An 11,725-nucleotide genomic window follows, 5' to 3' on the forward strand; every position below is an offset into this window, starting at 1 on the left:
ACCTGCTCAGCCAAGGCTCGAGATTGGCCAAGGAAGAACCTAGTTACCCGAATGGAACGCCTGAATTCATCTGTGCAATGCGGATGCAACTGGCTGAGTTGCAGGCTCAGAAATATTGTTGTTCAGTGTTGCCCGAGGCGGCCATGCCTGAAAATCTAAGTCAAGATCCTTGAACTTACTGGAATCGAAAACTGGCGTCTTGATACCGGCTTCACGTTGCTGATCATAGTCACACAGCAAACGCAGGCCGACGTTGAACAACAACGCGAGGGCGATCAGATTCACAAAGGCTAGCAACGTCATGGTGATATCGGCGAAGGCGAAAACCGTATCCAGATTCTGGACAGCCCCCCAGAGGATAAGCAGCAACACCAAACCACGATAAACAATAATCGCAGCGCGCTTGTCACCCAGCAAAAAACGCAGATTGTTCTCGCCCAAGTAGTAGTTGTATAGGATCGAAGTGAAGACAAATAGAGCCAACGCCACGCTGATGAACGTGCGCCCCCAGTCTCCGACCACTGCCGAGAGTGCGTTCTGTGTCAGTACCAAGCCGTCACCTTCGAAACCTGGCGTGTAAAAGCCCGACAGAAGAATCAGCAGCGCCGTGCAGGTACAGATCACAAAGGTGTCTAGAAAAACGCTGAACGCTTGAACCACCCCTTGTGCAGCTGGGTGATCGACGTTCGCCACAGCGGCTACATTCGGAGCACTGCCCAGTCCCGCCTCGTTGGCAAACACGCCACGCTTCACGCCCATGACAATGGCACTGCCGACCAGGCCGGCAAATGCCTGATCTAGACCGAAGGCGCTTTTAAAGATTGTCATCAGCATGCCAGGGACATGATCAAACTGAAGCACAATCACATATACGGTAACGCCGATGTAGGCCAAGGTCTTTACAGGCACCAACAAGTCCGAAACGGCAGCGATACGTTTGATTCCGCCGATAAAAACTAAGCCAAGCAATACTGCAATCACCACACCGGAGTAAGTAGTGGAGAAGCCGAACGCATTATTCAGCGAGTGAGTCACGGCGTGAGATTGCAGCCCGTTGAATGCAAAACCGAAAGTTACCAGCAGCAACAAGGCCATAATTTTTCCGAGCCAAGCTTGTTTCAATCCGTACTGGATGTAATACGACGGCCCACCGCGAAACTGCCCCTTTGAATCGCACCGTTTATACAGCTGTCCCAAACTGCATTCAAAGAAACTTGTGGACATGCCCACTAGCGCGGTCACCCACATCCAGAATACCGCGCCAGGACCACCCAACGTCACCGCCAATCCTACACCGGCTATATTGCCTGCACCTACGCGGCCCGCCAGGCTGAGCATCAGTGCTTGGAATGAGCTGATCTGACCAGCACTCTTCTTTACGCTATCGCCAAAGGCGCTGAACATATGCAAGAAGTGTCGAAACTGGACAAAGCGCGAACGAACGGTAAAGTAGCCACCCAAGCCTACGATGAGCACGATCAGGAGCTTTCCGGAAAGAAAGCTATTAATGACTTCAAGCATGATTTGAACCTCTTGTTGTTATAGATTTCAAGCGTGCACGCTCCCTTACGAGGCACCGCAAGGGGGCACGTGAAATAGCAAAACTTGCTTTTTGAGTTGCAGGCGCCAAGCCTGTAAGACTCCCGCGAAAAACTAGGGAGCGTTCAAGACGACCAGACTTATCCGGATTGATTGCTGGTCTGGAAATCAGCGATTTGGCTCCACATCGCGATAGGGTTGGAATACATGGGAAAGTGTCCGCAGGCGGGAATTTGCGCTAGGCGTACGCCCTGAGCCTGGATATGCGGAAGATAGGACAGTGAAGCGTTCTGCTCGCCGTACATGAACATTCGCGGGCACTTCAAGCCAAGAAATTTACCCATCAGATCGGCGTTGTCGGACAGATCGACCATCGACTCGAAAATCCCTCGCACTGCCTCTGCACGCACCTTGTGTCTCAAACTCGCCGAATACAATGCGCTGGCATATGCCGGGGTGTGCCTGGTACGTTCGATGAAGGCCGCGAAAAATGTCTCAGGATCATTACTCGGATAGTCGACGATCTGACGGCTGAGGAAGCAATCCTCCGGAGCAATATTGCCCTCTATATCGACGAAAGTGATTACCCGCTCCGGGAACTGATGGGCCAGCATCAGAGCAGTCAATCCACCCATGGAGTGACCGACCAGATGGAAGCGCTCGATATCGAAAAGCTCCAGCACCTGCAGTGCCACCTGCATCAAAAATGGGATGGAAACCTTGGAAAGGTCACTACACTGGCTTTCACCGCATCCGGGGGCGTCGTAGGCTATGAAGGGATGACCGATAAACTCCGCCTGCAGCACGATATCGGCATAATCCTCTTTAGTCGAACCGAAACCATGCAGGAATACAATCGGCGCCAAGTCACCCTTCCTGTGAATGGCGGCGATGTTCAGCTGGACACCCTCTACCGTCAAAGGGAGTTGCGTGTGAGTGAACGTTTCGGATGAGGACACGTAAATAGCTCCTTGAACGAAAAAAATACCGCCACATGAGAGTTGCTGACAGTCAGGTATGCAATTTCAAGGGATTCGTACGTTCTGTAAAATCCTGATTGTGGAAGGCTTTGATACGCTAAACCTATCAGCAAGTTTTCGCGTTCCTTATCTCCTCACGCCTTCGCCCGAAACCGTGCAACGACTTCCTCTACCAGTGGATTGGGCCGAACTGCATTCCAGGCCACCGCAGTGGTTACGACATTTAGCTTCTGGCTCAGCGGTCGAAATACGACGTTATTGGGTGCCATTTTTTTTAGTGACGCCGGTACCAATGCGATACCTTGGCCATAGCTGACAAAAGCAATCTGCGAAGCGACTGAACGTACTTCATGCAACACGCGAGGGGAAAAACCGCTGGCTCGGCAGGTGGCGATCAAATTGTCGAAATACACCGGACTTACTTTTCGGGCAAACATCACCAAGGGCTCGTTGGACAAACTGGATAGGCTGATTCGCGTGCGTGAAGCTAAGGCATGATCGCTCGGTAAGGCTACTACCAGGCGATCTTCCAGAAGCGGCAGTGAATCGACCGACCCGCCGAGATCACCGTCCAGTCGGGCGAATGCCAGGTCGATGTCTCCAGCCTCAAGTGCTGGAACAGCCTCGACGCTGTCGATTTCCCGCACGGATACCGTCAAGTGCGGGTAATCGTTTTTCAATTGCTCGATCAGGCCCGGTAAAACGTCGAACATCGCTGTGGATATCGCGCCAATAGTCAACATCCCCGACTGCCCCGCCACTGCTTCTTCCACCGCCAACTCCAATCGCTCGAGTTGCTCAGCGAATTTGCGCACCGCAGGCAAAATTGCCGCCCCCACTGGCGTTAATTTCGCTCCGCGTCGAGATCGCTCGAATAGCGTGACCTTCAGCGCTTGCTCCAGGACCTGTATCTGTTCGCTCAGGGGTGGTTGAGACATGCCTAGGCGCTTGGCAGCACGCCCAAAGTTCTGCTCTTCGGCAACGGCAAGAAAAAGCCAGAGGTGACGGATCAGACGGAAATTGATCATGATTAATCCATAGGTTTAACGTATCTGATACTTCTGTGATTAGTAATATACCTATCAAATTGTCTAACTGACACTGGAAGCCTCCGCCACTAAAGGGGCTTCCCCATGACCAATAAAAGTTTGCTGGATCGCTTGGCAACTCTAGATACCAATACGGTGTCCGACGCGCTCGACTTCCTCGGCCTGCCGGGTGCCACCGTCGGGCTACGCCCGCTGTGGAATTGCCCGAAAATCGTCGGTCGAGCCAGTACCGTTTTGCTCGCACCTAAATCTGACAACGCCCCCACTGTCCACCTGATTACCCCCGTGGTTGAACAGATCGACACCGACGATCGTGTGTTGGTGATTGCCGGTGGTATCGAAGGCATATCCTGTTGGGGCGATATTCTCGCCAATGCGTCGGCGTGCAAGCAGGTACGCGGCACTGTCATCGACGGTTTCAGTCGTGACATCGACGGCAGCGAATCGATTGGATACCCGGTTTTTGGCCGTGGGGTCACCATGATCAGCGCTCGTAACCGAGTGGTTCAGATCGACGCCGCCGTGACGATCAACGTCGCCGGCGTCGAGGTCAGTGAAGACGACTACGTCATCGCCGATCAATGCGGCACCGTGTTCGTGCCCCAGGCTTACATCGAGAAGGTTGTGGATCTCGGCGAGCGTATTGCCCGCCGCCAGGACGGCATGGTTGAAGCTGTTCGCAGCGGACGCTCAGTGGCCGAAGTCATGCATGACACCCAGTTCGAAGCTATTCACGTGGAGCGTTCCTGATGAACAACGATGATCTAGCACTGATTGCCATGTTCAAGGGGCTCGACACACCTGGGGTCTCCGATGCCATGGACAAGCTCGGCCTACCAGGTCAATGCCTCGGCATAGCGCCACTCGACAACTACAGCAAGGTCATCGTCGGCCAGGCGTTCACCGTGCAGTACGTCTCGGCGAGCGTGCCACCCGGCACCGTAGGAGACTTCATCGAAGACGTAGCCGTAGGCGATGTAGTGGTGATCGACAATGGCGGCCGCACTGACTGCACGGTCTGGGGCGACATCATGACCCAGTACGCCGGTAGCCGAAAAATTGCCGCCACGGTAATCGATGGTGTGTGCCGTGACGTTAACAAAGCTCTGGGCGACGGTTATCCGATATTTAGCAAGGGCCGTTTCATGCGCACAGGCAAAGACCGAGTACAGGTTCAGTCGGTCAATCAGCCAGTGTCGATTGGCACTGCACGGGTCTGCGCCCGAGACATCGTTGTCGCTGACGCAAATGGCGTAGTGATAGTGCCGCGCGATCGGGCCGCTGAAGTGGCGGCCTGTGCCCGCCAAATCGAAGCTGTTGAAGCCGACATTCGCACGATGATTGGTCAAGGAAAAACCCTTAAAGAAGCCCGCGATGCGCTGGGCTACCACGGCCTGCAGAGGAAAATCAGATGACAACGCTCACTCTCCCCCTGAATTTCAACGAACGGGCAAAAGTGTTGGGCAGTTCAACACTGTTTGAAGCCTCCCATCTACCGTGCGCGGTGGACAGTGCAATTCGCCCTGTCTGGGATGGCGCTTTTATCGCCGCGCCGGCTTACCCGCTGGAGTGTTCACCAGGTGACAATCTGTCTCTGCACCTGGCCATGGAGCGCGTACCTCGTGGCAGCGTGCTGGTCGTCGGTACTGGTAATTTTATCGCAGGCTACTGGGGCGAAGTGCTCACCGTAGCGGCCGAGGCGGCTGGAGTGGTCGGCTTGATAATTGATGGTGGCGTTCGTGATATCGCGGCCTTGAAAAAGCGACAGTTTCCCGTATTCGCCCGCGGTATTTCAGTCAAAGGCACTGTCAAGGCGAGCGCGCCGTCTGTCGGGCAAGCTTTCAATTTCGCAGGAGCCTGGGTGGCTCCGGGCGATGTAGTGGTTGCCGACGATGATGGCGTGATCGTCATCCCGATTGCAGATGCACCCCGTACCTTTGCTGAGGGCGAAGCTCGAGCTAGCAAGGAAGCTCAGATGATGCAGTCATTAACCGAAGGCCGATCGACTCTTGAACTGATGAACCTGACAGAGTGGAGAACTCGCGCATGACACCCGATATCCAGCGGCTCAATCAGCGACTGGCGGATGCACAACCTTCCGCAACATACCGAATCATTGATCGGGTGGCTGAGCGCCGGGCGCAAGGTGCAAAAATCATTTCACTCTGCGCCGGAGAGCCTGACTTTGATACACCTAAACATGTGCGTGACGCGGCGATTCAAGCTATTGAAAACGGCCATACTCGCTACACCCAAGTCGCCGGCGTGCGTTCACTGCGAGAGGCGGTAGCCGCCAAATTTCGTCGCGAGAACGGCCTGGACGTCACCTGGCAAGACACCCTCGTCTGTAACGGTGGCAAGCAGGTGATCTATAACGCCTTGGCCGCGACCCTCAACGAAGGTGACCAGGTCATCGTGCCGGCACCGTACTGGGTCAGTTACCCGGAAATGGTTCAACTGTGCGGCGGTGAAGCACGGATCGTGACGTGCGATGCCGAAACTGACTTCAAATTGACACCCGCCGCACTGGCCGAGGCGATCAACCCGCAGACCCGCTGGCTGATCCTCAATTCGCCGTCTAACCCGACAGGCGCGGTGTACAGCCGGGATGAGTTGCACGCCCTGGCCGATGTCTTGTTGGCACACCCTCACGTGCTGATTCTGGCTGATGACATCTACGAACATCTGATCTTCGACGATCAAGCGTTCCTGACCCTGGCTCAAGTCGAACCGAGACTAGCATCGCGGACTTTGACCATGAACGGTGTTTCCAAGGCGTATGCAATGACCGGCTGGCGCATCGGTTTTGCCACAGGGCCGAGTTGGTTGTTGGAAGCGATGGAAAAGCTGCAGGGGCAACAAACCTCTGGAGCCAGCTCGATCTCGCAGCAGGCTGCACTCGCCGCGTTGGAAGGCCCGAAGGATTTCATCCAAGAAAGCCGTGCTGTTTTTCAGAAGCGCCGTGATTTGATGGTTGCGCTATTGAACGACACGCCAGGTCTTAGATGCGTTAGTCCCGCCGGGGCGTTCTATGCGTTCGCTTCCTGTGCAGGACTAATCGGCCGTACCTCTCCAGGTGGTCGCGTGTTGCATACCGATGAGGATGTCGCTCACGCATTGTTAGACGAAGCCGATGTGGCGGTAGTTCATGGCAGTGCATTCGGCCTTGGCCCCTATATTCGCATTGCCTATGCTCTGGACGACACCTCGTTACGCAAAGCTTGCGACGCTATTCACGCATTCTGCAACGCATTGCAATGAGTTGAACACAAACAAACAAAATCCGGCCATGAGCGGGTTTTGTTTGCCCACCTAAGAGATGAAATCGTTTACTTGCAAGGTAGCTTTGTTTCCTCAAAGAGTGAGCGAAACCCCAATGCAACCGACTGCCCCGGCGCAGACTACGGTCACCAACGCCAAGGTGTCTAGAGAATCCGGGGCGATTCAAACAGGTAGGTCCATCCAGCCATTTTTGTAGAACGCCAGGAACTGATTAGAAAACTCCTCTGTTAACGCCTGCTGAGAGCTTTTGCTGGAACGGATGACAAGGAAGCCAGTATCAACCTTCACCGAGAGCGGGCGCATTTCGAGTCCCTTCCCCACAAAATCAAACGCTGTGGGTGGATCAACGATACTCACGCCGAGCCCTTGGGCAACGAGTGCGCAAGCGGTATAAGACAAACTCGTCTCCAGCTGAGTGACTCGAGGGACTTGAGCCAGGGCAATCTGCACCCCGGAAGAAAAAATTGACACTGGACGCGGCGCGACAAATCGCTGCCCTTCAAAATCGCTTGGCGCCACGATCTCCAGCTTGGCCATGGGGTGGTTGCTGGGCATCATCACAGCAGCCGCATCCATGTCCACAGACAGCATTTCGACGCCGTGCGGATTGAGCGGTCCTTCGGCGAAGTCGGGGCATTGCTCGTCCATGAAATGACTGGCATGCACCGACCCGACACGAACCGCAGATCATGGCTTGAGCTTCAAGTGGGCATTGACTTTCCCACTTTTCGGGTCGACAAACCAGTACTCATTATTAGCCACCTTCACCTCGCTGCATTCCTTGGGGTAGTCTTTCGGTATGACGCAAACAACACCCTTGCTGAGCGTCCAGCGTTCTTTTTCCGGTGGGTTTGGCGCCATCTCGAACACGTCTGTTCCATCAGGAAAAAAGCTGATCGAATACGGATGACTGCCTTCCCGAGTGGTTCCGTACAACTTCTTGCCCATCATGGTGCCGTGGATTTGCTCATCATTGAGCGTCACTGCGGACGCAGGCACTGGTGGCGGTTGGTAAGAGCCGCTGGTCGAGCAACCTGCCAGAGTAAGCAACAAAATGGACGTGCAGAACTTCAATAATGTCATGCCACACCTTCCTTGAATTACCCGGAGTAATTTCCGGTAAATCAGAGCTTAGACAGCACTGGTGTGACAGGTCGATGCAAACGCCGAATGGTTGGCGCTCGCTGGGCGGCTTTTATTCAGCCATGAATATACTCGTAACTTTCTGGAGTTATCAAATTGTTGATATGGGTCGCTCAGCGTCCTTGTCAGGCAGAAAACGGCCGTTTTCAGCCGGTCGCGACAGGCAACAAACGGCCAAAAGCGGACCTTCGGCAGATTAAGGTCGCAGATTTCTTCAACCGCATTTCATGCTACAGCGGCAGAGGTCGATCCTGTACGACACGCTTCATAACAAGCGTTGAGGTCAATCGTTGAACATTAGGCAATGCCGAAAGGCTCTCATCGTAGAGCCTTTGAAAGGCCGGCAGATCCTGGGTGATGACGTGCAGCAGGTAGTCCGGCTCGCCAAATAACCGCTGGGCATCGACCACTTGCGGGATATCAATGAGCGCCGACTCAAATGCTTCGACAGCCTGCCTGCCCCCCTCACGCAACGTGGCAAATACCATGGCAGAGAAGTTGAGACCCAATGCACACGGGTCCAGTTGTGCCCGGTAGCCGAGCAAGACACCCGACTCTTCCAATGCACGTACCCGTCGATGACAAGGGGAAAGGCTCAGCCCCACGCGTTCGGCAAGCTCCGTGACAGATAGGCGACCATCCTTTTGCAATTCAGAAAGAATCTTGCGATCAATCCTATCCACGTAGAAGAATCTCCCATTTCCAAACAGCTTCATAACTATTTTTGAAAACTAATTCTAACAAGATTTACTTATTCTTCCTCGTACCAATACTTACTGGAGCGGCACGATGCAGAACGCTGTTTGTCATCTGCGGGAATGGCAAGCGCCATGTCCTTAAGCATTCTCTTGGCCTTCTGGGCCGTGTCGATTTTGTTCGTCATCACACCGGGCGCTGATTGGGCGTACGCCATTTCGGCTGGGTTGCGGGGCCGGGTGGTTATACCCGCCGTGGGCGGGCTATTGTCCGGTCACTTGATCGCAACGATGATTGTTGCCGGTGGCGTCGGCACGCTGGTGGCGAACCACCCTGTTGCCTTGTCGACACTTACCGTTACTGGTGCAGGTTATCTACTGTGGTTGGGCATCAACATGCTTGCCTGCCCCGCTACACCCCACGCAGATGACATTCAGGCATCGGGCTCATGGAAGCACTGGGCGTTCAAAGGGCTTTGCGTGAGCGGTCTCAATCCGAAGGTGTTTCTACTGTTCCTGGCGCTACTGCCTCAATTCACCAACGCTGCCGATGACTGGCCTGTGTCGACGCAGATGCTTGCATTGGGGCTTGTCCATACCGTCAGTTGCGGCGTGATCTATCTGCTGGTCGGATTTGGCTCTCAGGCCGTACTGCAAGCACGTCCCGCCGCGGCTCGATTCGTCAGCCGTATCTCCGGAGCGGCCATGATCATCATCGCCGTCGTTTTGCTCAGCGAGCAGATGCTCGGTTAATTCATTTTTCAGCGAGAGAACCACATGAGCGATCAGCCCTCCCCCTATGGCAACGCCGAACCGACGACAAGAGTCCGAATTCCGCATCTGAAGCAGATGAAAATTGAAGGTCAAAAATGGGCGATGCTCACTGCGTATGACATGTACACCGCCGCAATTTTCGAAGAGGCAGGAATCCCCGTCCTACTGGTGGGCGACTCCGCCTCCAACAATGTCTACGGCAATGACTCAACGCTATCCGTCACCGTAGACGAACTGATTCCTCTGGTTCGCGCCGTCAGCCGCTCGACACGGCGGGCACTGGTGATTGCCGACCTCCCTTTCGGCTCTTATCGGGCATCTGCGGAGCAATGCTTCCACACGGCAGTGCGCTTCATGAAAGAGGCCGGTGCGCATGCGGTCAAACTCGAAGGGGGCATCGAAATGCTGCCTCAGGTCGAGAAGCTTGTTAGCTCAGGCATACCCGTCATGGCGCACATTGGTTTCACACCTCAGATGGAACATCAACTGGGTGGCTACCGCGTTCAGGGCCGGGGCGAAGATGCACAGCGTCTGATAGACGTTGCCAAGGAATTTGAAGCAGCGGGCGCATTCGCTATTTTGATTGAGATGGTACCGGGAGATGTGGGTCGAGCGATCACTGAAGCAGTTTCAATTCCTACGGTCGGGATTGGCGCAGGCAACCAATGCGATGCTCAGGTGCTGGTGTGGCAGGACATGGTGGGCTTGCGTAGCGGGCGCATGCCACGGTTCGTTAAACAGTACGCCGATCTCCGTTCAGTGCTTCACACAGCAGCAAAGGACTTTGCAATTGAGGTGAATGCGGGAACATTTCCAGGTCCCGAACATACCTTTTAACCGTCTACCTGCATCATCCAAGGTGTCGTCATGAAAAGTCTAAGAGAACGTGCTGTCGAAGGCCTCCAGGTCGGAGACAGGTTCGCGATAGTCCGCTTTTTTTCGGATGATGATATTCGTCAATTCGCGCAGATTTCGAGAGACTACAATCCAATCCACTTCGATGAACGCTACGCGAAGCTTCGCAGTTTCAAGGCGCCCATTGCCCATGGACTTCTGACAGCCAGTCTCCTCACCGAAATAGGCGGGCAAATCGGGTGGCTGGCAACCGGAATGAGTTTCGTGTTCAAACGACCGGTTTACGCGGGAGACCAGATCACCTGCAACTGGCTCATCGCTGACATCGATGATCGCGGCCACGCAAAAGCAGAAGTCCGCATAACGAATGCAGAAGGAATGACTGTGATGGAGGCAACGACTTCTGGTCTGTTACCTGGAATTGAAGAGCGTGAATGTCTCAAGAAAATGCTTTCTGAAGGGGATCCTACCAACGGTGCCGCCAACCCCATGAATTGATGGCTTGGAAATAGCGATAGCTATTGCCCTCGCTGTCCGATTTCTATCGCAGACAAGGCTTGCTGAAGTAGGCGTCCATGCCCTGTTGTCGCGTATTTATGCAGGTTTAAGCGTTCTGAAGCGAATGTTCAAAGCCTCCACCGCAAGCGAAAAAGCCATGGCAAAGTAAACATAACCTTTGGGCACATGCTGCCCCATTGCATCTGCGATGAGTACGAAACCAACAACAATCAAAAACGCCAACGCAAGCATTTTCAAACTAGGATGCTTATCGATAAACGCGCTGATCGCGCCAGCTGCCAGCATCATGATCAGCACGGCGACGACAATGGCCGCGACCATCACTGGCACGTGGGAAACCATACCTACCGCAGTGATGACCGAGTCCAGAGAAAAGACGATATCGATGATCGCGATCTGAATGATGGTGCTCAGAAAGCCAGCACCCTTTTTACCAAACTCGGACTCCCCTTCTTCCCCACCTTCGAGTTCTTGGAAAATTTCGCTGCTGCTTTTCCACAACAGAAATAATCCACCAAAGAAGAGAATCAGGTCACGGCCGGATACCCCTTGATCGAAGACATGAAAGAGATCAGCAGTCAGACGCATGATCCAGGTGATGGAAAGTAGTAAAAGAATGCGAGTGACCATGGCCAGGGCCAAGCCAAAAAAACGTGTTTTCGGCTGCATTGCTTTCGGCATGCGGCTGACCAGAATTGAAATCATGATGATGTTGTCGATACCCAAAACAATTTCCAACACTGTCAGGGTAAAAAACGCGATCCAGATTTCCGGATTGAGAAACCATTCCATAACTTCATAACTCTCGATTGCCCAGAAAAAAAGGCACTACCAAAACTGGCAATGCCCGCATGCTCAAATGAGCGAGTCGTGTTAAGCCACATCGCCT

At 54.0% G+C, this 11,725-nt stretch carries 14 protein-coding genes; 7 read left to right on the top strand and 7 right to left on the bottom strand.

What is annotated here, in order from left to right:
- Window positions 1–66 precede the first annotated feature (66 nt).
- The 3 genes from HFK74_RS07415 to HFK74_RS07425 form a co-directional block, all read right to left on the bottom strand.
- On the bottom strand, window positions 67–1,521 hold the full coding sequence (locus HFK74_RS07415; protein WP_180202952.1) for a sodium:alanine symporter family protein: 1,455 nt from the start codon (window positions 1,519–1,521) through the stop codon (window positions 67–69).
- Window positions 1,522–1,679: 158 nt separating this feature from the next.
- Window positions 1,680–2,498, bottom strand: coding sequence for an alpha/beta fold hydrolase (locus HFK74_RS07420; protein WP_180202953.1), 819 nt, complete (start codon window positions 2,496–2,498; stop codon window positions 1,680–1,682).
- Window positions 2,499–2,653: 155 nt separating this feature from the next.
- Window positions 2,654–3,547 (bottom strand): LysR family transcriptional regulator, encoded by an 894-nt coding sequence (locus tag HFK74_RS07425; protein ID WP_180202954.1) that lies wholly within the window; start codon window positions 3,545–3,547, stop codon window positions 2,654–2,656.
- A gap of 105 nt (window positions 3,548–3,652) precedes the next feature.
- Here HFK74_RS07425 and HFK74_RS07430 point away from each other — a divergent pair, with 105 nt between their 5' ends.
- From HFK74_RS07430 to HFK74_RS07445, 4 genes are read left to right on the top strand one after another with little or no spacing between them, the layout of a single operon-like run.
- A complete protein-coding gene (locus tag HFK74_RS07430; protein WP_180202955.1) occupies window positions 3,653–4,318 on the top strand; it encodes an RraA family protein in 666 nt (221 codons plus the stop codon).
- Entirely contained in the window at window positions 4,318–4,983 is a 666-nt protein-coding gene (locus HFK74_RS07435) for an RraA family protein (RefSeq protein ID WP_180202956.1), read from the top strand. Before HFK74_RS07430 ends, HFK74_RS07435 begins: the two co-directional genes overlap by 1 nt.
- On the top strand, window positions 4,980–5,618 hold the full coding sequence (locus tag HFK74_RS07440) for an RraA family protein (RefSeq protein WP_180202957.1): 639 nt from the start codon (window positions 4,980–4,982) through the stop codon (window positions 5,616–5,618). The genes HFK74_RS07435 and HFK74_RS07440 overlap by 4 nt, the downstream gene beginning before the upstream one ends.
- Window positions 5,615–6,829 carry a pyridoxal phosphate-dependent aminotransferase gene (locus tag HFK74_RS07445; RefSeq protein WP_180202958.1) on the top strand — a complete coding sequence of 405 codons (1,215 nt, stop codon included), beginning with the start codon at window positions 5,615–5,617 and terminating at the stop codon, window positions 6,827–6,829. The genes HFK74_RS07440 and HFK74_RS07445 overlap by 4 nt, the downstream gene beginning before the upstream one ends.
- A 183-nt stretch (window positions 6,830–7,012) precedes the next feature.
- Here the strand turns inward: HFK74_RS07445 and HFK74_RS07450 are convergent, their stop codons facing one another.
- The 3 genes from HFK74_RS07450 to HFK74_RS07460 form a co-directional block, all read right to left on the bottom strand.
- Window positions 7,013–7,498 (bottom strand): LysR substrate-binding domain-containing protein, encoded by a 486-nt coding sequence (locus tag HFK74_RS07450; RefSeq protein WP_180202959.1) that lies wholly within the window; start codon window positions 7,496–7,498, stop codon window positions 7,013–7,015.
- Window positions 7,499–7,537: 39 nt separating this feature from the next.
- Window positions 7,538–7,933, bottom strand: a complete 396-nt coding sequence (locus HFK74_RS07455; protein ID WP_180202960.1) for a hypothetical protein — start codon at window positions 7,931–7,933, stop codon at window positions 7,538–7,540.
- 290 nt (window positions 7,934–8,223) lie between these two features.
- A complete protein-coding gene (locus tag HFK74_RS07460) occupies window positions 8,224–8,676 on the bottom strand; it encodes an Lrp/AsnC family transcriptional regulator (protein ID WP_180203309.1) in 453 nt (150 codons plus the stop codon).
- A 147-nt stretch (window positions 8,677–8,823) separates the two neighbouring features.
- Between HFK74_RS07460 and HFK74_RS07465 the strand changes: the two genes are divergently transcribed.
- From HFK74_RS07465 to HFK74_RS07475, 3 genes are read left to right on the top strand one after another with little or no spacing between them, the layout of a single operon-like run.
- On the top strand, window positions 8,824–9,441 hold the full coding sequence (locus HFK74_RS07465) for a LysE family translocator (RefSeq protein WP_180202961.1): 618 nt from the start codon (window positions 8,824–8,826) through the stop codon (window positions 9,439–9,441).
- A 24-nt stretch (window positions 9,442–9,465) separates the two neighbouring features.
- Window positions 9,466–10,299 (top strand): 3-methyl-2-oxobutanoate hydroxymethyltransferase, encoded by an 834-nt coding sequence (gene panB / locus HFK74_RS07470; protein WP_180202962.1) that lies wholly within the window; start codon window positions 9,466–9,468, stop codon window positions 10,297–10,299.
- A gap of 30 nt (window positions 10,300–10,329) precedes the next feature.
- A complete protein-coding gene (locus HFK74_RS07475) occupies window positions 10,330–10,815 on the top strand; it encodes a MaoC family dehydratase (protein ID WP_180202963.1) in 486 nt (161 codons plus the stop codon).
- A 96-nt stretch (window positions 10,816–10,911) separates the two neighbouring features.
- On the opposite strand, the gene HFK74_RS07480 is transcribed toward HFK74_RS07475, so the two are convergent.
- A complete protein-coding gene (locus HFK74_RS07480) occupies window positions 10,912–11,628 on the bottom strand; it encodes a TerC family protein (protein WP_180202964.1) in 717 nt (238 codons plus the stop codon).
- Window positions 11,629–11,725: the final 97 nt, after the last annotated feature.

It is taken from the genome of Pseudomonas sp. SbOxS1 (assembly GCF_013416725.1).
GTDB lineage: Bacteria > Pseudomonadota > Gammaproteobacteria > Pseudomonadales > Pseudomonadaceae > Aquipseudomonas.

Bases quoted from the DNA above. Each gene is read 5' to 3' on its own strand.
- HFK74_RS07475 (WP_180202963.1), top strand. From the start codon at position 10,330: ATGAAAAGTCTAAGAGAACGTGCTGTCGAAGGCCTCCAGGTCGGAGAC.
- HFK74_RS07465 (WP_180202961.1), top strand. From the start codon at position 8,824: ATGTCCTTAAGCATTCTCTTGGCCTTCTGGGCCGTGTCGATTTTGTTC.
- HFK74_RS07455 (WP_180202960.1), bottom strand. From the start codon at position 7,933: ATGACATTATTGAAGTTCTGCACGTCCATTTTGTTGCTTACTCTGGCA.
- HFK74_RS07425 (WP_180202954.1), bottom strand. From the start codon at position 3,547: ATGATCAATTTCCGTCTGATCCGTCACCTCTGGCTTTTTCTTGCCGTT.
- HFK74_RS07430 (WP_180202955.1), top strand. From the start codon at position 3,653: ATGACCAATAAAAGTTTGCTGGATCGCTTGGCAACTCTAGATACCAAT.
- HFK74_RS07440 (WP_180202957.1), top strand. From the start codon at position 4,980: ATGACAACGCTCACTCTCCCCCTGAATTTCAACGAACGGGCAAAAGTG.
- HFK74_RS07480 (WP_180202964.1), bottom strand. From the start codon at position 11,628: ATGGAATGGTTTCTCAATCCGGAAATCTGGATCGCGTTTTTTACCCTG.
- HFK74_RS07435 (WP_180202956.1), top strand. From the start codon at position 4,318: ATGAACAACGATGATCTAGCACTGATTGCCATGTTCAAGGGGCTCGAC.
- HFK74_RS07445 (WP_180202958.1), top strand. From the start codon at position 5,615: ATGACACCCGATATCCAGCGGCTCAATCAGCGACTGGCGGATGCACAA.
- HFK74_RS07415 (WP_180202952.1), bottom strand. From the start codon at position 1,521: ATGCTTGAAGTCATTAATAGCTTTCTTTCCGGAAAGCTCCTGATCGTG.
- HFK74_RS07450 (WP_180202959.1), bottom strand. From the start codon at position 7,498: ATGGACGAGCAATGCCCCGACTTCGCCGAAGGACCGCTCAATCCGCAC.
- panB (WP_180202962.1), top strand. From the start codon at position 9,466: ATGAGCGATCAGCCCTCCCCCTATGGCAACGCCGAACCGACGACAAGA.